We start from the raw sequence: 18,890 nt of genomic DNA on the forward strand, positions 1-18,890 counted from the left end.
GAACGATTGCAGCTGAAAAGAAAAGCGAACGAACTGCAACTTGCGCAATCGGTTGCGCAAGAAGAGCGCAACTTATCGTGCGTTTGGGACGCTGCCACACGCAAATTATTACGAACTTCGCCATAGACAATCAATTGCTAAAAACTTATGAAGAAGCTATTTACACTATTAACAGCCTTGTTGCTCGCCGTTTGCACCAAAGCTTTGGCCCAAGGATGGCCACAAAACTACGACGGAGTGATGCTCCAAGGATTTTATTGGGACAGCTACGACGACACCCGATGGACCACATTGGAGGGCCAAGCCACAGAGTTGGCCGCCTCGTTTAACCAAATTTGGGTGCCACAATCGGGCTATTGCAACACCACCCACATGCAAATGGGGTACTTGCCCATCTGGTGGTTCAATCATCTAAGTGCCTTTGGCACCGAAGCCGAACTGCGCCAAATGATTAAAACCTTTAAAAGTAAGGGAACTGGAATAATCGAAGACGTGGTAATTAACCACCGCGCAGGGAACACCAACTGGTGCGATTTCCCCACAGAGACATGGAACGGCAAGACCATGACATGGACATTGGCCGACATCTGCGCCAACGACGACGGTGGGAACACAAAGAAAAATGGCTACGACGTAAGTGGTGCCGAAGACACGGGCGACGATTTCGGGGGCGGACGCGACCTAGACCATACGCGACAGAACGTTCGCGACAACATCAAGGCTTACCTTTCGTTCTTACTTACCGACCTAGGGTACGATGGTTTCAGGTATGATATGGTGAAAGGTTATGCTGCCCACTACATAGGCGAATACAACACATCTGCCAATCCCACGTTCTCGGTGGGCGAATATTGGGACGGTAACGTTCAAAAGGTGAAAGAATGGATTGCGGGAACACGTGCGAACGGTGCCATACAGAGTGCTGCCTTCGACTTCCCCATGAAGTATGCCATTAACGACGCTTTCGGTCAAGGACGCTGGAACAGGCTTGCAGATGCCATGCTTGCTGCCGATGAGGCTTATAGTCGTTACGCGGTGACCTTCGTAGACAATCACGACACGGGTCGGCCCAAGGCTAATGGTGGCGATCAGCTCTATGCCAACGTGCTAGCAGCTAACGCCTATATCCTCACTATGCCTGGAACGCCCTGCGTTTTTCTACGTCATTGGAAGATGTACAAGCAATCGCTGAAGCGCCTTATCGCAACGCGCAAGGCCGTGGGACTAACCAACCAAAGCAAAATTGTTAAGGCCGAAGCCTCTGCAAAGGGTTTCACACTTTGCACACAAGGCACTAAGGGCAAGGCCTTGCTGTTGTTGGGCGAGGTGAACAACGCCCAAACAGCAGGCTATAAGTTGGCCGTAGAAGGTCCCAAATATAAGCTTTACGTGAGCGACGGCGTAGACCTCACCGCCGTTAAGGCCATAAAGGGCGAAGACGAGGGCTTTAAAGCACCCGATTTCTGCCAAGTTAAGGTGGGCGAAAGATGTGCTTTCTTCGAAGCGCCAGCCAACTGGAACAACACCATTACTTGCTGGCAATGGGACAATAACTATAATTACACGGGCAACCAATGGCCTGGCGTGGCTTGCGAAAAGGTGGGAACCACCGCAAATGGCACGCACGTGTGGAAGTGGACTTGGGATAACGCCAAGCATGGAAACACTTCGGGCAATGAGGGGATTATCTTCAGCAATAGCGGCAACCCACAAACAGCTGACTTACCTTTCGAAAATGGCGGATATTATACCATCGACGGTTTGCAAGGTGTGGTTAAACCCGTAACCACTGGCATAACTTCGCCCCTGCAAAACACCGCTTCAAACAGGAGCCTACCCGTATATACGATAGACGGAAAGGCATTGGGCTACACCATCGACATAGATTCTGCCCTGAAAACGCTGCCCAAAGGCACGTATATCATCGGCAAAAAGAAATATGTAGTAAAGTAAACTGGCACAAGCAATCCTACAATAGGCCCCACTCCCTGTTCCTCTCCAAAGGGAGATGGAGAGTGATTAGCCTTATTGCGACACTGCATACTACTCCCCTCCCCCCTTGGAGAGGGGCTGGGGGTGAGGCTGGTTGTGGGATGATTGAAGGCCTATTGTGGGATGATTGAAGGCCTATTGTAGACTAGTTGCAGGTCTGTTGCGAGGCTTTCACTTTATAAATTAAAAAACTAAATGAAAAAAGTTAGTACCATCTGTTTGTCAGCCATCACATTGACGATGTGTTTGGCTTTCGTAAGTTCTCTTTTCGGTTGTTCCGAAAATAAAGAACTCGAAAAGAGCGATCTATACGGCTATTGGAGCCTTGACGGCGTTACGTGGTTAAAAATCACTGCCGATAGTATCTATTATGTGGACGAACCTGAGCAACCAGGCGTTAAATACAGCTTTAAGAACGACACCATCACCTGGTTTTTCGATGTAGCTACGGTCGAAGACAAAGTACGCATCAACAAAGACACATTGTTTATAAATACTGGAAGAAATGAAACTAAATTTGTTCGCGTGAAATAAACAAGGGCTGCTCTTGTTTATTTTGCCGTACAAAGGCCTTTGTAGGGCTGCTACCAACAAACTGTAGTGGCCCTACAACTTTTTTGTAGTGCCACTACCGACCATCTGTAGCCACACTACAAAAGGCTTGTAGCGAAACGGTAATGCACTTCTAGCAACTAGTTTATTTCAAGGCACGTCTTATTCTACTTTTATGCATATACCCAATTACCCCATCTTTAGTTTGCACTTTCCACCAATTACCTTGCTTTTCCAGAACATTCACAAAGCAACCAGAAGTGATTCGCTTGATAATTTGAGCAGATAACCCTTTGCTTTTTCTTATATTACAATAACCATCAGAGTCAGAGATGTAGTAATCTGTAAATCCTTCAGTACTCTGGGTTATCAATTTTATATCGCTAACAAGTTTTCTTAATTTGCTATTTTTGTAGAAATCGCGAGTTGTTAGCCTTTGTACGAGCTGCTTGTCAACGCCAATAAAATTGGAAAGATGTTGATAAGATTTTGTATCTGTCAGTTTGGCAAAATATTCAGGATGCTTTTCGTCAAAGTCGATTAGGCAGTCTATCAACCATACAAGACACTCATCTTTGACTGGTTGCGCATAATTCAACTTTATGAAATTCTTATGATAAGCGTCTACTAAATCCTCAAAAGGCTCCATTTTTGTATTGTCAGGACAGCATTGCTGATATATTTCAGCAATAAAGTTTTTTCTAAAACCTCTTTCTTTATTCTTATAAAACAAGATGTCTTCCATATCTTCCGTATAGACATCTGTCTGGCATGCAAAAGTTATAGCTTTTTTCGTCAAAATAGTTTTCTTCTCATAGTCAAGGTTGTATACAACTTCTATTGCATCCTCTTGGTGGTTCATGAAATATGCCAAGGTTGCATCGTCATCATTGAACAGCAGTTTATTGTATGCTATGAGTTTGTCACCAATACCATTTTCTTTATTCTCAAGCGTTTTTATCGCCTCTTCTTCTGTTGGTTCACCATTTATTTGCGGTTGATAAAATAAGTTTTCTGCTTCTGTATATATCAATCGTGCGGGTTCGTTGATAGTATATTCCATCTGAGATGATATATTATATGCGTAATCTTCCGGAGTTTTATTTAAAGAGACACCTAATAAAAATAAACATTTATCCCGAAACTCTTGATATGAAGGTACTTTATAACCTCTTTTTTTTATATAAGCCTCAAGTATTCTTTTGTTTGCCTCAGCCGCATCAAGCCTTTCAAAACAAGCCAAACGAGTCTTCCTTTTTGTTATGGTCTTTTGAGATGCACGTGACATACATGCAGTTAAAAAGACAGATGCGATTATTAAAAGTAACCTTACCATTTTCATACGTGTAAATTAGATATATTGTTCAGATTCTCGTTCCATTGATATTCTCATATGGCAATTGTCGAAATCTTGCTATCCATATCCGAGTAATCCATTATGTTTCCTGTAATGTAAGACGTTTTAAAGGGAACATTGAGCTTTTCTATATTTTCTTCACTGAAACTATGTGGAATACCAATACAATATAGTAATTCATGGGCCGCTGTATTATCGTTCAAACCTCTGAAAAGAATAACTACCTCAAATATGCCACTAGCTCTCACATATAACTTCTTCTCTTAATCCATCATCAAATCGTTTACGGTTTATACAATGAGGTCGTCTTGACTTTTAAGATTTCTATAAATTGAGAGGGGTTTGTTATCTTTGTGATGCAAAACTAGGACAAACACCCCACTCATGTACGAAGTACTAGACAAAGATACAACAAAATCTCAGATTCACCCCCATTTACCAATGGCAAAACGCGACAATGCCTCGCAAAATGATAGGACATGCCATGTTCACCCATGGAGTTTACGTTCCAGCCATGTCGTATCATTTCAAGTAATTTGTCTTTGTCTTGATTATGAATGGCTTCGATAATCGAATACTCTTTCTCTCTGAAAATATTTATAAGGGGCTTCGTTGTTAAACATACTACATGAAGTTAAGATGAAAGATAATAATGCTGCTAATACTCTCATTGTAGGGGTCTCGTTGTTTTAAAGTTTATTGGCACGAATAGGACGTCCTAACTCTGCCTCTTCAGCTTGTATCGCTTTGAGGAGCAAAGGCAGGTCGGGCCCCCTTTCAAGGCTAAAGCTATCCTTCGTATGCAGCATAATCCGTTCTCCTGCTGGGCAGAAGGCGTAAGTCTTACACCCTGTTGCCAAGCCACCAGCTGTTGCCAAACCGCCCAAGGGAGTGTTCAGTAATGGTCAGTTGCTTACCTTTCTTTGCTGCTCCTTCATTTACTTTCCTAGCTAAATCTATAGACTTCTCATATTATCCACTCCCCATGCATACCCCTTGTTGTATATTTTCGTCTGTCCATTCTTTACTCCAGTCGTGCACCAAATCATTTTCAGGATGGTTTGGATCGCTATATGCCCCACGATAAGCAAGAACATAGTTTCCCTGCTCATCTTTATAGACATCAGCTTTGCCTCATCGTGATAGGCTGGAATTAAACGGAAATCTCCAGGCTGGGTTGAAACACCTTTTTCTAGATTTGAAACAGTGTCATCACTACCTCCTCCACCTTTTTCTTTCTCTTCTAACTCTCCGTACTCTCCATCTGTTGACCAATCGGCAATTTTGTTTGATGCCCATTCTTGGGTTTTACTCGTGCCGCTGCCAATGGTATATCCTGCTCCAACGAGTATAGAACCTGTACCTATCGCTGCTACCGTTCCTTCTAATGCACTCTTATACATGCCAAACACCCCTTTCATGATGCTGCATATACCTGCCACTCCTGCTCCAAAGACAGCTCCTTCGAAAATCTTCAACGAGTTTGAAATTGCGTACATTGTTGCGGTTCTACGGGCAACGGATTTATCATAACATAGCATGATTGAGCCCGATGGGAGAAAACCCAAGGGCGTACAAACAATCTTAGCGGAACTTAGCAGAGCTTGGTTTCCGGCTATCCTAATGTTGGGATGCCCACTATTCGGCAACCAAGGATAGCATCTCAAGCAAAAGTAACACATTAGGCGACCTAGGGTAACGCTTCCTAACACCCCAATCAAAGCTGCAATGATTATGACAGCAAGCGGCCCCAAAGTTGCTGCAAGAGCCAATAAGAATGCCGCTACTGCTGCCGCAATAATACCTGCCCACACGCACTTGAAGTTGGTGGGCTTGTCTGCTATAGTGGCCAAAAGATCGCCCTTATGGTTTTTTATGGTCGTTTGGGAGGTGACAATTACCTCACCCATTCTCATTCCATTTGTGCAAACCGCGTAAGTTCCTGCCGGTACCAGTGCTTTCATCTATTTCTCAATTAGTTCTATCTTACAAACCACGTCTGCTAAAACGGGTGAAACAGACTCAGACATGACCCATTCTATGGAAACAGGCCAACAATAGGCGTCGTCTTTTTCTACCGAACAGAAGAAGTATAGCCGATAATCACCTATCTGCTTTTTCAAGAATGGGAATGTTTTGCAAAATTCTTCCTGCATCTTGGAGGCATTATCCTTGATGTCTTTGTTCATAAAAACCTGCAAGGTCATGGGAGCGTCAGTATAGTGCAGTACGTCATCACGTATAACTTTCAAGTTGTTGATGATTGTGGGGAACAGAATGGATGGTGTCTTCCACATGAACTTGTCGTCAAAGCCTGTTGCCTTCTCAAAGGAGAACAACCCCATCCCCAAGGCCTTGTACAACGTCGTCTTGTTCAATTGTTCTGCAAAATGTACCGAACCCATGCTGTATTCCTCATCACCATCGTGGATAATCTTAGCCATCTCGGGCGAATTTGGGTCAATACGGCTCTTAATTTCTTGCCATTTGCTGTGCAGCTCGTCAAAGTTCAATACATCCTTGATTTGCCCGCAATAGTCTATGGCGAGCTTCAAATGTGCTTGGATGTTGCTCACCTGGTCCATCAGCCGCAAGTATTTTTCCTCCATACACTCCAAGCCATAATTGTTTTCTTGCCTAGTTATCTTCACATCCATGATGTCATGAATTCCAGAAATACTCAGAAAATCGACGGTGACGTTCATGTCCGACGAACATTCTATCAGTGGTCTGTCATAAACGCTGTATTTTGTCCTTGTTGTCACATAATATTCCCTTACCTTCTTGTCCATTACAACATCAAGGTTTCCTCTCACACCTTTCAACTCGCCAGGTGCATTTGATTTAGATTTCTCCATAGTAAGCATGTTAATTATATTCACAAGGAAATGTTTTTGGAATTAACCAATTGGAAATTAAGAGTTAGAAGCGATTCCCACTCTTTTTTGTTATCGGCGATGTGTTCGAAGAAATTCATTACCGCTCGCCTGAACTCCTCCTTCGTTCCGTAAAATCCCGTATTGATGACTTTCTTCCGGAGCATTTCCCAAAGGCGTTCGATGAGATTGAGGCTTGGCGAATACGGAAGTAGGAACACTTGCCTTATTTTGGTGTTCTTCACCCATTAGGCAACACTCTTGGCATAGGTGTATACCTTACGACGGAGTTCAGCACATAGGGCGGCAATTTGCGAACTGTCCAGAAGTACTCAATAGCCCTTGTAGTGCTTGTCGGTCAGTTTGGAAATGCCACCCGACTTGTAGGCCTCTGCATAGTTGTATACGCTGGATAGGCTTATTCCAAGGCCGTAGGAGATTGTTTTCGCATCGTGACCATGGGCCAACATCAGCATGCAGGTAATCTGGGCCCAGTAGGGTTCAAATTCCTTATTGTGCTGAAACCAGCGAAGGGTTTCGAGTTCTTCTATGGATAAGTGTAATTTAATGATGCAAAGATTCATTTTTTAACACATCCAAATCTGTTTACTTTCTACAATAAATCAACGTTAACCTTTTGCTAATCTGACATAAATGTATTTAGGGATATTTGTTTTCTTTGATTTACGGGCTAAAGTGATATAATTCAGATATGACTTACGTGCATCTTCATATTCTCCATACGCCCATTGAGCATCTCCTAAAAGAATCCAAGCCTCACTTTGTTCAGAAAAGATTCTTGTCACTTCCAACAAAAAGAGTCTGGCCTCATTGTATTTCTTATATCTTATCAGCTTATCGCTGATATTAATATACATTCGAACATTTTTCCTGTTTAATGGATTCCTGCTCAATATGGGGTAAACATCAAACCATTCAACTTCTTTCAACAGAGTTCCCTTTTGCAAGTTTACTATAGACAAGCCTTTAATGGAACTTTCATTATGAGGCCAATCAGTCGCAAATTTCTCCACCTCGCCTTCTATGTCTTGTCCCATACTATTTATCATCTGTTGCATAGAACGGAAACTTTCAATGCTATCTTTGTCGTCTTGTATCGTAAAGCATTTAATGATTTCCTTACGATCCGGATTGAAGAGAAGTTTATATACACAAGCTACACGAATAGTTTCCCCCTTCATGTTAATCATATTGCCACCAGTTCTGCGGATATGGTACAAATAGATATCGAAATCAGTAGAAAGTTTTTCCTGCGGAAGGCTACTCCATTCCTTAATGTATATATCCTCAACACGCGCTAATCTCGGATCTACTTTCTCTAACTTATTGACTATGTAATATGAACAGTATCCCATCATTGAATCTTGAACTGTATAGTTGTAAATAAAGGGATAATCTGTTTTTTGTAGCTCGGGAAAGGTATCCTTTCCTACCATAAAAGAATACATCATTCGGCCTGCCTGAGCGCAACAAACATAAGCCAAAAGTAACAATACCAATAAAACACTATTTCTCTTCATTATTTCCCCTTTCCTTTATTGCAGTGTTACATGCTTGTGGATAACTAAAAATTCTTTTTAGTTGTTTCCAAGCCATCTCTCTTTCTTTATATCCATTGATTACAACTTTTGTCTTAGCATTGGGAAAATTAATTAATCGCGCTGTATTAAAAATACTATCTTTCTCTGCATAGTCATTTAACTTCATCATTTTCCAATACCAAGCCGCCGTGTCCGCAGCAATAGTTAAATCATGTGCAACTAGTTTATAGTTCTTTATAACATCTACATTAGTTGCATCTTTATATTTCTGATAGTTCTCTTTATGTGTTAGATGCAAAAAGCCTCTCCCCCTATAGGGATCGTATCTTAATTTTTCTCCAAGCTCTCTCGTGGCTGTAAAATACATCGTTTCTACATACATGTTTGCTATAAAATGTATTTTATGTGAACATTTTGTTATACCATATTTTCTAAAAGCATCGTTTAGAACTTTCGTAAACATTTCAAATGTACGATCTTTAACAGGAACATTTGAATGTTTATCGTAAAAAAGGTTCATCTTATGAAAATATGATATAGGCTTTGTTACTTTTACTTCCTTCACAATAGTCTTCTTTGTCTTAGGGTCAATTTCTTTTTTCTTCTCTTTAATATCATAAAAAGTGTTGTCTCGTATCTTTTTGACTATATCTTTTAATTCTTGTATGGAAATGTCTCTATCGCACAAACAACTCCTAAGCTCTAATTTAGACTCACCGATAATTCCTTCTGAGAATGCTTTTATACTAGTCACCTTACTAGTCATTTTATTTCTTAAAACAAACTCATTTATTGTGATTAGACCATTCGCTCCAACCATTCCCATGTAAGAAATAACCTTAGAGTCTTTTTCGCTTGTAAAAGTAAGGGGTAACTTCTCACCTGCTTTGGCATTCTTAACTTGAACGTATAGTGTGACAGGTGTATTAACATACAAATCTCTACGCTCTTCCTCTCCATCCAACCAATAAGCATCAATAAGAACTTTTCTTCTGTCTAAGGGGTTTATTTGTTCTAATGTGGCGGTTTGCCCACTATGGACGATTTTCAGGTCTTCACCACTGACCATACATCTAATGGTGGACTTGACCAAAAGCGCATGATGGTTGCCAATGATGGTTTCCGAATGGTTCGCCCACTGTCCCAGACTGATAACCGACTTGCAGGGCGGCTTGTGGTTTCCCCATTTTGGATGCGTGCAAATACCTGTAAAACCAAAGTTCGCCTGTCCATATATTGTCGCCAACCGTTGCCCACGGCTTATCTTGAAGCATCACGTTCTCTGCCGTAACCTTAAGCGTGGCCACGGGAGAACTGCAATGCTTACACTGGACCTTTCCTCCCTCGCAGACATATTTCACATCTTCATTTGGATCGCGCCATTTGCGTTCTTTCTCCTCCTGACGCTGATTCTCGTTTTCAGCGAGGTTCTCTTGGTTGGCAGATTTGTTCACGTTGAAATCCATAAGCTATTCTTCCTCCTGTCGTGTTAGTTCGTACTTCCAATATACACAGCGGTCTTCTTTCGTATAGTCAACCTCCAGCTGCACCCAATCGGGGAAAAGGCTCCCTGTGGATATTTGTGTCCGACCGTAAAACTTGTTCACCCTACAGTCGTTTGGCTCACCCAAAGCTTTTCCTGTGATGGAAAAACACCGGCTATCGCCTAAATTCTTCTCATGTCGTAGCGTTTCCTCGAACATGACGTCATCAAAATCAGACAGCATTACTTGTTGCTTTCTACTCCATCCTGCCGACGTATTATAGGGAGTGCCAATAAACATCAGACCATAATAGAAATAATTACTTATCGGCATGCCATATACTTCGGGAGAAACCATTGTGTTGTTTATTCTCATGAGGTAATCATCTACAATCCCTCCTTTGTAATCAGACTGTAACAACGAACGTATAGCTGCCCACTGCCTAGATAGGTCCTGTTCATTCTTAATTACAATGTTATTCGCATCATCTACGCCAATCTGCAACCCATCATATCGGTAGGCGCATCTTTGGAGGAAATCAGTCGATTTCACTAGAGATTTGTCCAAGTCCATAACAACATTAGATGTCGATATTTCTAAAGGCATCAAGTTCTTTGATACAAGTTCAGACTGCGGAATGTCTTCTTGAATAAGAAGTGAACTCTCAATGGAGAAAGTATTCTCTGATACTACTTCCTTTTCAGAATATACCCTTAGGCACACCTCATTAAGGTATTGTATGTTTTTATCCATACGCATCAAACATTCTTTAACTATATGATAGGCCTTATTTAAAAAATGCACACAACCTTTTACAACTAAGCATTGTACAAATATCTTCAAGACAGGATTGTCAGTTACTTGATCTATAATCACACATTATAAAAACAGATTTACTTCTCCATACGTGATATAACCTCGTCAATGATACGCCCATTACGTGCGTCTATGACCACATTACGACCGAAACTTTCTCCTTTTTTATGCCAACTGATATCCCAGCACGGTATATTTGACTCATCAATATAACGTCCTACGTACGTCCTTTCATCATTAAGGTCAATGTCCTTCTTCTTAGTAAATAATAGAACCTTCTGCCAAGAGAATTGTTTATAAGGCTCATCTTTATTAATCTCTTTAAGAAGATGACCTTCGATATCATACTCTCTCCATATTCCACATTCAAAATCTCTACTATAATATTCGCCCAATTGTTGGAGATTGCCATTGAGGAAATAATAGTGAAGTTCACCAAACAACGCACCATTGACTTGCCTCCGCTTTAGATATCCGTCATCATACTTTGCCAAATACACTTCATATCCCATGGTATCGATGTATTCGCAACACATAACGTTTCCCTCAAACTCTATACCAGGAAGCTCCTGTTCCAGTTTCCATCTGTACTCAAGAAGTTTCCTATTGGCATCAGCCGTATCAAGCTTTCCAAAACGAGTCATACGAGTCTTCTTTTTTGTTATGGTCTTTTGCGGTGCACGCGACACACATGCAGTAAAAAAGACAGATGTGATTATTAAAAGTAACCTTATCATTTTCCTACTTGCAAATGAGTTATACTATTCTAAAGAGGCTCCGAAACATACGTTTTATTTCTCTGGCTGTAATATGTCATCTTCGACAACGCGCCCATTACGCGCATCAATAGTGACGCCGCGAAAGATATGTATGTCCATGTTTCTCCAGCGTACATACCAATAGGGAACATTTAATTCGTCTACATACCGGTCTACGAAGGTCTGCTCGTCATAAAGATCAATGTTATGTTCTTTAATAAAGAGCAAGATGTTTTGCCAAGAATACTTCCTGTAAGGCTTGTCCATATCCGTCTCTTTGATAAGATTACCTTCTATGTCGTATTCTCTCCATACTCCACATTTAAATTCTCTAAGAAAATATTCACCAGACTCTTGAATATTGCCATTTAGGAAATAGTATCGATATTCTCCAAACAAGCTGTCTTCTCTCCACCTCTTTTTAAGATATCCATCATCGTTCTTTTCCAAATATATAACATATCCCATAGAATCAGTAAATTCACAGTCTGTGGGCGGGTCTATAAATTGCTCTTCGGGAAACTCCTGCTCTTCCTTTTTCCTATATTCAAGTATTCTTTTGTTGGCGTCAGCCGTATCAAGCCTTTCAAAACAAGTCATACGATTCTTCTTTTTTGTTATAATCTTTTGAGGTGCACGCGACACACATGCTGTAAAAAAGACAGATGTGATTATTAACAGTAACCTTACCATTTCCCTGCTTGCAAATGAGTTATACTATTCTGAATAGCCCGCCATTGATATTCCCACGTTGCGATTGTTGGGATACCACTATGCATATCCGAGTAGTCCATGATGTTGTCCGTAAGATCATTTTTAAAGGCAACATCGAAATAAGACACACTGATTTTACTGAAACTGTGCGGAAGACCAATACAATGTAGCAATTCATGGACTGCAGTATTGTCATTTAAGCCATTAAAGGAAATGATTACCTCAAGGGAAAATAAATTACGCGCCCTCCCATATAACGGCATCTCTTTTCCTGAGGTATCATCAACACATTTTCGGTTTATATAATACAATTTAAAATATTTATTGAACTTTGGAAACTTTTTGGATAACTCAGCGTTGAGAAACGAATACAAATCACCACTACTTAGAGAACTACTATGTATCCATCCTTTGGGGGTAAAGTATTTACTTGTTTCTTTATTTGTTAGTGCCTGTTCGATATTTAGGCTAACTGTATGATCATCTATTTTGACATACGCCTGTCCTAGAATATTTCTCAGTTTCGTTACACTGCTTGATATATCGGGAAAAGTTTCTTTTTCCTTAAACAAAACTCGCACAACAGCCACATTGATCGTTCTTTGGTGTTTCTTGTCATTGGCTTTTACAATGAGCTTACCCGCAAGGTGCTTCACATTGTCCTCATCATAGGCGTAGACCTTAATATCCTGATCTCTAGAAAATTCCTTTAAACAAGTAACAACAAGTTCATCAGGAAGGGTGTGCTTTCCCTTTCCTAGTGTTGGAATAGTATCTTTGCTTAGCTGAAATATCCCTGAAGTTTGGCATTGATACTCCATTTTTACCGCGGGCTCTTTCACCTCCACTTTTAAGGTTAGCTTCGCACTTGCACCTTTCCGCAATGTCATAACGGGGGATATATACATAAAAGGACGCTTCCCTTGAGTTTTCCAAGGTATCACGAACCGTTTTGTACTGAACATACGTGAAGCATAGTAGTCATACACCCGCATAGTCTTGTCTACAATTACCTCATTCTTAGAAGTATGTTTGTTTCCCATAATATTGGCATACCATGTATCCCCAGGACGCCCCGAGTCGCCCATACGAATCCTATCAAAGCCGTATTTACCCTTATAACTACCTGATGTGCGGAATTGAACGATGACTTTTGCCCCTGTCTTACTTAATGGAACACTGGCAGAGAGGTCGTATGCAAAACTGTTAAATGCTTTTCCACTCATAACACTTCTTTTTTATCCTTTACAGATGCGAGCATCGTCTTTACCCTGAAGCAAAGCTTTACCTTCTGCAGTTATTGCTGCATCACCGGAAGTTGCCGACTGCACAATTTCTCCAGCAGTTTGAGAAGAAAGTCCACCGACATTAATGCTTGAATCATTACTAATTTCCTCTTCCTTCTCTGTTGCCTCCAAAGAAACTTTATTCCCGATGGTCGAAACTTTGTCTTTCCCCACATTTTCTATTGCATTTTCCTCTACATTCAATTTCATGTTTTTTGCATTCACAGTAAACGTCTCGGCCGCGTTAAACGTTATGTCCTTTTCGGCATTGACAACAATGCTGTCTTCGGCAGAATCAATGTGCACAGAGTTCCCCTTATTGTCTTTGATGGTAATGCCCAAAGATGAAGGGTCATCGTCCAACTCTATGATATGCCCGCTACGCGTTCGGATACTTTTCAAATGGTTCTCGGCAAATCCGCCAACGCCAGTCCTACCGTTGAACAGGCTTCCCATCACGTACGGCCTGTTGGGGTCGCCATGCCGGAAACCCACCAGCACGTGGTCGCCAACCTCGGGGATGAACACGAAACCGCGGTTCGCGGGCACGTTCTCGCTACCACCGCCGTCGGGCGTCATCACGCGTATCCAACCCGTACGCATGTTGCCCGTCTGCCAATTCATCTGGACCTGGACGCGACCCTTGCCGTCGGGGTCGGCGTTGCCGATGACCCTAGCCACCTGCGTCTCGGCAACAGACCTACCCACGTCGCGAACGGGAAGGCTACGGGCGACCGAAGGTATCGCGCGGAAGCTGTTGCCGTAGAAGCGGTCGTCGCCGACATCGTGCGTGACGTCGATGACCAGGAACTCACCCATCGAGGCGTCGGCCACGCTGCCGATGCGCTTGCCGAACGAGCGGAAAGCTTGACCACGCTGCCCACAGACAGCCAGACGCCCCTGGTGGAGCACTCCACGTAATGCGACTCGGCCGTCTCCGCCTCCTGCTTCTTCTTCACGTAAAGCTCCATCTCCTTCATGTGGTGGACGCGGGAGTGGGCGTACTGCAGCGCGGGTTCCCTGAACAGCTCCATCGAGGCGCGGAAAGCCTTGTGCCCGAGCTCGTCAAGGCCCGAGGGCTTGTCCGGCGTGGGCTCGGCCATGCCATGGTCGTCCTTCGAGACGTAAGAGAATACCTTGGCGGGACGCGCAAGCGTCTGCACCCCCGTCTCGAAGCTGATCAGGTTCCGCTCGAACTCAAGCCCGACCGCATCGGGAAGTTCGGGCTTGCCGAAGACAAGACGCGTGCCGTCGTAGTAAAGCCATTCCTTGTACTTCCAGGCAAGGCGGCTGATGAAGTCGAAGTCCGACTCGTTGTACTGGCAGACGTAACCCACGGGGTCACGATTCTCCGGATTGGCCAGCAGCTTGACGCCCGCCTTCTCGCACAGTTCGCCAACGATGTCGGCCAACGTCCAGTCAAGCCACGAGTGGCAGTTCTCACCGTTCTCGAGCAGGTAGGTGCTAAAGAAATCTGACACGCGGATGTGACCGATGACAGCTTGCCCTTAAAGTCGGTGTTAGGCTGAACTCATAGTTAGAATACAGGATGTAATATACCTTGCCACCTAATTTCTGTGTTGATCTGGAAGAAAATAGAGTTTAAAAGACAACATGTTCAGAGGTTTCTTAAACATCTGTCAACTATCAAACAGACGTTTAAATTCTTCTTTGGGTAAAACATGTCCTAGGTATTGTTTAACGTAAAGCTGAAGATGTTCACGTGAAATATCATTAAGCAGAACCGTTCTTACGTCAGGTGGGATGATTTGCTGAGGTACAATGCTTCTGTTTGCCCATTGCTTATTGAAGTGCTGCGCCTTACGATTTTCTTCCTCCATAACATCTCCCGAAACTATTCTGTTCATGAATACAGGCATAGGGTTTATTTTCGTAACATAAGTCGGATCTTTCCATTGTAGGCGATTTACATATACGGATATTGTCATGGGCTTACGATTCTGAATGGGAAGAATCATGTCACCATCTGTTTCTCTATTTCTTAATGTCCCTAAATCATAAGTGTTCCCATCTACCGATTTGTACATTTCTAAACCTTCAAAACAGATAAGCTCAAAGTATTTCTTATGTCTTTCTATATAATATATATAGGAATGCAACGAGTAATCAGACCTGTTGTCTCTATAATGCTCTATATGGAAATTCTTTTCTCCAAACCTAAATCCACGATACGGTTGATCGTATTGGATAACGATATTAATTACTTCAAAATGTTCAATATAAGTATTTGTATAATCCTTTCCTTTCCAGAAGCCTCCAAACACAATAGGAGCAAGAATAAGTCCCAAAATAGGCCCTACGACATAATAGCCTACTGTGCGTGAAATTCCTACGGAAATCATTGTTCTCCATATTCTATTCATTTGAAACGATATTACCATTATGCGTATACTGATTAAACATTATTTTCAGATCCTCATCTATTGAATCGGATAAACATTTCTCTTCGTTAGCATGGTACCTATTTAGGATTCATTTACTGCCCAACCTACAATACCTAAAGCGAAACTTTTAATATTTAATTTAAATTGTTTTTTCGTAGCAGCTACATTCTTAATTGCTTTCTCTGTATTTGCCGCTGCTTTTACAGAAGCAACAGTTGCTCTACCTACCTTCTTAATGGCAGCATTTACACATATTTGAATGAGCTAAGCCTGCCTTCTCTCGAACTATTTATTAATGCACTCTTTTGTGTACCAAATGCCTAACAACAGTTTCTTGTTACCGTATTTCCTATATATGAGGAAATAAAAGGTTGCAAGAACACAAAGTGTTAAGATTAAAAAGACGATTTTCATACTAGCTACTATTCTTATCTGGTTATAATTTATGGCTGCTGGATATTAAATACACATTACGTTAAAAATATACTGACAAAATTCACTCGTTATACTGCTACCTTTATTTGGCCAAACCAAAATGCTAAAAGCATCACAACGATTACAACCAAATTTAAGATTCTAAATCCTTTTACGACACATTCCTTTGAGCCTACTATGCCACTTAAGAGTTTCAAACCACAGCCCGTATTCGTATTGACATACGCCAAGACATCAAAGAAGAAGTCGAGAATAACGATAGAAGCGTTTGTCATTGTAATAAAAGCTAACGATGCACAGACTCTTAGTTCAAAACCTTCAATAGGTGGGTCAACCTGCATACCCCAAGTATATGCAGTATCAAGTAAAAAGGAGAGAGACAGAAAAACGTAGAAAGATATATTACCAACAAGACCTTCCTACTATTTTTTCTGTATAAGACAAAAGAATATAGATACATCAAGCATAAAGCTGCTAAGAAAAATAAGTTTTACCATCTGCTGTTTATGTTGTATTTGTTATAAACAAAGGAAACGCCTTTGTTTCTTACTTAATTTAACTAGTGACCATCTGTGACTATTGGATAAAACGATTTCTGTTCGTAAAGAAAGATGTCAACTTTGTGTCAATCTCTTTTTGGCGATACCACCAACAGTAATCAAAAGTAAATAGTGCTATTGCTAAATAGAATAAGATGCCTACCATTCCACCAATGGTATCAAGCCATGTGCGCGTGAAAGACACAACGACAGGGTTAGCAATTGTCTCGCCATTAACAATCAACCCTTCTGTGTAGACAACTCCTTCACTCTCAAAAGAATCCCATGGGGTTGGTTGTCCAAAGGTCTTGATATAGATCCCTTTTTTACTTTTATCAACATAAAAGGCTATAGTGTCTCCTGGATGAATGGTGTATCCAGCAACCTTGAACACCTGTGGAAACACAAGAAAAATCTTTGAGGCAGTCGTGTAGCTTTGCGAATAAGTGGTCGAACTGTCACCCCTTAACGTGAAATTTGCTTCCCAACCACTTGAACTTTGAAAGATGCGCACCTTGTCGACAATTCCAGACTTTGAGGAAAGATCGCGTTTCACAGACATAAAGCCTAAACAATAATATGTCACCAGGCTCGGAATAAGTATCACTAGTACGATAATTCGGATGGGGATACCACGCCACTCGAATAAAGAGCCTACTTTAAAATTATAGTTTAATCTCATAGATTCCTACTTTTGATTGTGCTTCTGCTTCAAGGTCTCTTGCCCGTTCCAAGGCCACCTTACTGATTTTGAAGGCCGTTTCACCAGCCACGTTTATACCGATGCACGCTAAATTTACAATGAAGAAATCTGTCACGCCCTTTTTGACGTTTTTCCAGAATCCGTCATTACGAGCTATTTTTTTATTTCTTTCAAAAAGCTCTTTTGCAACTTCTTTCATGTGCTTGTTTCGAACAGCGTTCTTTTCCTCTATTGATATCCCCTTTTTATTGTAAGCAGGATCAGCCTTAATGCGTTTCCAGGATTCGTCAAAAACTTCACCCGTAGCCTGCGTGCCTACATTATATTGCCTGTTGAGCTCTGCCTCATCGTGATAGGCTGGAATTAAACGGAAATCTCCAGGCTGGGTTGAAACACCTTTTTCTAGATTTGAGACTGTGTCATCACTACCTCCTCCACCTTTTTTCTTCTCTTCTAACTCTCCGTACTCTCCATCTGTTGACCAATCGGCAATGTTATCAGAGGCCCATTCTTGAAGCCTATTCGTTTTGGAGCTAATAAAACCTCCTGTGCCTACAAGAACAGGGACAACTCCAGCCGCTGCAATTGTTCCTTTTAAGCCTCCCCCAAGTGCAGCAAAAGTCCCTTTTACAATAAGGCATATACCTGCCACTCCTGCTCCAAAGACAGCTCCTTCGAAAATCTTCAACGAGTTTGAAATTGCGTACATTGTTGCGGATCGACGGGCAACGGATTTATCATAACATAGCATGATTGAGCCCGATGGGAGAAAACCCAAGGGCGTACAAACAATCTTAGCGGAACTTAGCAGGGCTTGGTTTCCAGCTATCCTAATGTTGGGATGCCCACTATTCGGCAACCAAGGATAGCATCTCAAGCAAAAGTTACACATTAGGCGACCTAGGGTAACGCTTCCTAACACCCCAATCAAAGCTGCAATGATTATGACAGCAAGCGGCCCCAAAGTTGCTGCAAGAGCCAATAAGAATGCTGCTGCTACTGCTGCCGCAATAATACCTGCCCACACGCACCTGAAGTTGGTGGGCTTGTCTGCTATAGTGGCCAAAAGATCGCCCTTATGGTTTTTTATGGTCGTTTGGGAGGTGATAATTACCTCACCCATTCTCATTCCATTTGTGCAAACCGCGTAAGTTCCTGCCGGTACCAGTGCTTTCATCTATTTCTCAATTAGTTCTATCTTACAAACCACGTCTGCTAAAACGGGTGAAACAGACTCAGACATGACCCACTCTATGGAAACAGGCCAACAATAGGCGTCGTCTTTTTCTACCGAACAAAAGAAGTAGAGCCGATAATCACCTATCTGCTTTTTCAAGAATGGGAATGTTTTGCAAAATTCTTCCTGCATCTTGGAGGCATTATCCTTGATGTCTTTGTTCATAAAAACCTG

At 41.9% G+C, this 18,890-nt stretch carries 17 protein-coding genes and 4 pseudogenes; 2 read left to right on the top strand and 19 right to left on the bottom strand.

The genetic code is table 11. The annotated features are described in order from the left end of the window. Positions 1 to 147: 147 nt before the first annotated feature. Positions 148 to 1,953 (top strand): alpha-amylase family glycosyl hydrolase, encoded by a 1,806-nt coding sequence (locus F453_RS0112325; RefSeq protein ID WP_018968285.1) that lies wholly within the window; start codon positions 148 to 150, stop codon positions 1,951 to 1,953. 234 nt (positions 1,954 to 2,187) lie between these two features. Beyond that, entirely contained in the window at positions 2,188 to 2,526 is a 339-nt protein-coding gene (locus tag F453_RS0112330) for a hypothetical protein (RefSeq protein ID WP_018968286.1), read from the top strand. A 163-nt stretch (positions 2,527 to 2,689) separates the two neighbouring features. On the opposite strand, the gene F453_RS0112335 is transcribed toward F453_RS0112330, so the two are convergent. The 19 genes and pseudogenes from F453_RS0112335 to F453_RS0112425 form a co-directional block, all read right to left on the bottom strand. Continuing rightward, entirely contained in the window at positions 2,690 to 3,886 is a 1,197-nt protein-coding gene (locus tag F453_RS0112335; protein ID WP_018968287.1) for an SH3 domain-containing protein, read from the bottom strand. 487 nt (positions 3,887 to 4,373) lie between these two features. Continuing rightward, a pseudogene (locus F453_RS16345) lies at positions 4,374 to 4,524 on the bottom strand (ankyrin repeat domain-containing protein); the annotation flags it as partial. Positions 4,525 to 4,857: 333 nt separating this feature from the next. Then, a complete protein-coding gene (locus F453_RS14370; RefSeq protein ID WP_018968288.1) occupies positions 4,858 to 5,865 on the bottom strand; it encodes a hypothetical protein in 1,008 nt (335 codons plus the stop codon). After that, the gene (locus tag F453_RS0112350; protein WP_244869426.1) at positions 5,866 to 6,759 is read right to left on the bottom strand and encodes a hypothetical protein; all 894 of its coding nucleotides are present in this window, start codon (positions 6,757 to 6,759) and stop codon (positions 5,866 to 5,868) included. A 20-nt stretch (positions 6,760 to 6,779) separates the two neighbouring features. Beyond that, positions 6,780 to 7,022 (bottom strand): transposase, encoded by a 243-nt coding sequence (locus F453_RS16350; RefSeq protein ID WP_018968290.1) that lies wholly within the window; start codon positions 7,020 to 7,022, stop codon positions 6,780 to 6,782. 87 nt (positions 7,023 to 7,109) lie between these two features. Next, complete coding sequence (locus F453_RS16355; RefSeq protein ID WP_018968291.1) at positions 7,110 to 7,361, bottom strand: helix-turn-helix domain-containing protein; 252 nt, start codon at positions 7,359 to 7,361, stop codon at positions 7,110 to 7,112. 45 nt (positions 7,362 to 7,406) lie between these two features. Then, the gene (locus F453_RS0112365) at positions 7,407 to 8,318 is read right to left on the bottom strand and encodes a tetratricopeptide repeat protein (protein WP_033404311.1); all 912 of its coding nucleotides are present in this window, start codon (positions 8,316 to 8,318) and stop codon (positions 7,407 to 7,409) included. Continuing rightward, on the bottom strand, positions 8,305 to 9,408 hold the full coding sequence (locus F453_RS14735; RefSeq protein ID WP_018968293.1) for a glycoside hydrolase family 19 protein: 1,104 nt from the start codon (positions 9,406 to 9,408) through the stop codon (positions 8,305 to 8,307). Before F453_RS14735 ends, F453_RS0112365 begins: the two co-directional genes overlap by 14 nt. An 18-nt stretch (positions 9,409 to 9,426) precedes the next feature. Further along, a pseudogene (locus F453_RS16515) lies at positions 9,427 to 9,585 on the bottom strand (hypothetical protein); the annotation flags it as partial. 223 nt (positions 9,586 to 9,808) lie between these two features. Further along, positions 9,809 to 10,582 carry a hypothetical protein gene (locus F453_RS0112380; RefSeq protein ID WP_018968295.1) on the bottom strand — a complete coding sequence of 258 codons (774 nt, stop codon included), beginning with the start codon at positions 10,580 to 10,582 and terminating at the stop codon, positions 9,809 to 9,811. A gap of 134 nt (positions 10,583 to 10,716) precedes the next feature. Beyond that, the gene (locus F453_RS0112385) at positions 10,717 to 11,376 is read right to left on the bottom strand and encodes a toxin-antitoxin system YwqK family antitoxin (RefSeq protein ID WP_018968296.1); all 660 of its coding nucleotides are present in this window, start codon (positions 11,374 to 11,376) and stop codon (positions 10,717 to 10,719) included. 54 nt (positions 11,377 to 11,430) lie between these two features. After that, positions 11,431 to 12,090, bottom strand: a complete 660-nt coding sequence (locus tag F453_RS0112390) for a toxin-antitoxin system YwqK family antitoxin (protein WP_018968297.1) — start codon at positions 12,088 to 12,090, stop codon at positions 11,431 to 11,433. Next, a complete protein-coding gene (locus F453_RS0112395; RefSeq protein ID WP_018968298.1) occupies positions 12,084 to 13,337 on the bottom strand; it encodes a zinc metalloprotease in 1,254 nt (417 codons plus the stop codon). Before F453_RS0112395 ends, F453_RS0112390 begins: the two co-directional genes overlap by 7 nt. Before the next feature lie 12 nt (positions 13,338 to 13,349). Then, a complete protein-coding gene (locus F453_RS16365) occupies positions 13,350 to 14,309 on the bottom strand; it encodes a phage baseplate assembly protein V (protein ID WP_018968299.1) in 960 nt (319 codons plus the stop codon). Continuing rightward, positions 14,309 to 14,878: pseudogene (locus F453_RS16520) on the bottom strand (contractile injection system protein, VgrG/Pvc8 family); the annotation flags it as partial. The gene F453_RS16365 and the pseudogene F453_RS16520, both read right to left, overlap by 1 nt. A 159-nt stretch (positions 14,879 to 15,037) precedes the next feature. Next, positions 15,038 to 15,760, bottom strand: a complete 723-nt coding sequence (locus tag F453_RS0112405) for a DUF8188 family protein (protein ID WP_018968301.1) — start codon at positions 15,758 to 15,760, stop codon at positions 15,038 to 15,040. A 1,053-nt stretch (positions 15,761 to 16,813) separates the two neighbouring features. After that, positions 16,814 to 17,458, bottom strand: coding sequence for a hypothetical protein (locus F453_RS0112415; protein WP_018968303.1), 645 nt, complete (start codon positions 17,456 to 17,458; stop codon positions 16,814 to 16,816). Then, positions 17,442 to 18,656, bottom strand: a complete 1,215-nt coding sequence (locus F453_RS0112420; RefSeq protein WP_018968304.1) for a hypothetical protein — start codon at positions 18,654 to 18,656, stop codon at positions 17,442 to 17,444. Before F453_RS0112420 ends, F453_RS0112415 begins: the two co-directional genes overlap by 17 nt. After that, positions 18,657 to 18,890: pseudogene (locus F453_RS0112425) on the bottom strand (hypothetical protein); the annotation flags it as partial.

The sequence above is a fragment of the Hoylesella loescheii DSM 19665 = JCM 12249 = ATCC 15930 genome, assembly GCF_000378085.1.
GTDB classification, from domain to species: Bacteria; Bacteroidota; Bacteroidia; order Bacteroidales; family Bacteroidaceae; genus Prevotella; species Prevotella loescheii.

Excerpts from the sequence above, each read along its gene's own strand:
- F453_RS0112325 (WP_018968285.1), top strand. The coding sequence starts at position 148 with ATGAAGAAGCTATTTACACTATTAACAGCCTTGTTGCTCGCCGTTTGC.
- F453_RS0112330 (WP_018968286.1), top strand. The coding sequence starts at position 2,188 with ATGAAAAAAGTTAGTACCATCTGTTTGTCAGCCATCACATTGACGATG.
- F453_RS0112335 (WP_018968287.1), bottom strand. The coding sequence starts at position 3,886 with ATGAAAATGGTAAGGTTACTTTTAATAATCGCATCTGTCTTTTTAACT.
- F453_RS14370 (WP_018968288.1), bottom strand. The coding sequence starts at position 5,865 with ATGAAAGCACTGGTACCGGCAGGAACTTACGCGGTTTGCACAAATGGA.
- F453_RS0112350 (WP_244869426.1), bottom strand. The coding sequence starts at position 6,759 with ATGGAGAAATCTAAATCAAATGCACCTGGCGAGTTGAAAGGTGTGAGA.
- F453_RS16355 (WP_018968291.1), bottom strand. The coding sequence starts at position 7,361 with ATGAATCTTTGCATCATTAAATTACACTTATCCATAGAAGAACTCGAA.
- F453_RS0112365 (WP_033404311.1), bottom strand. The coding sequence starts at position 8,318 with ATGAAGAGAAATAGTGTTTTATTGGTATTGTTACTTTTGGCTTATGTT.
- F453_RS14735 (WP_018968293.1), bottom strand. The coding sequence starts at position 9,408 with ATGGTCAGTGGTGAAGACCTGAAAATCGTCCATAGTGGGCAAACCGCC.
- F453_RS0112380 (WP_018968295.1), bottom strand. The coding sequence starts at position 10,582 with ATGCGTATGGATAAAAACATACAATACCTTAATGAGGTGTGCCTAAGG.
- F453_RS0112385 (WP_018968296.1), bottom strand. The coding sequence starts at position 11,376 with ATGATAAGGTTACTTTTAATAATCACATCTGTCTTTTTTACTGCATGT.
- F453_RS0112390 (WP_018968297.1), bottom strand. The coding sequence starts at position 12,090 with ATGGTAAGGTTACTGTTAATAATCACATCTGTCTTTTTTACAGCATGT.
- F453_RS0112395 (WP_018968298.1), bottom strand. The coding sequence starts at position 13,337 with ATGAGTGGAAAAGCATTTAACAGTTTTGCATACGACCTCTCTGCCAGT.
- F453_RS0112405 (WP_018968301.1), bottom strand. The coding sequence starts at position 15,760 with ATGATTTCCGTAGGAATTTCACGCACAGTAGGCTATTATGTCGTAGGG.
- F453_RS0112415 (WP_018968303.1), bottom strand. The coding sequence starts at position 17,458 with ATGAGATTAAACTATAATTTTAAAGTAGGCTCTTTATTCGAGTGGCGT.
- F453_RS0112420 (WP_018968304.1), bottom strand. The coding sequence starts at position 18,656 with ATGAAAGCACTGGTACCGGCAGGAACTTACGCGGTTTGCACAAATGGA.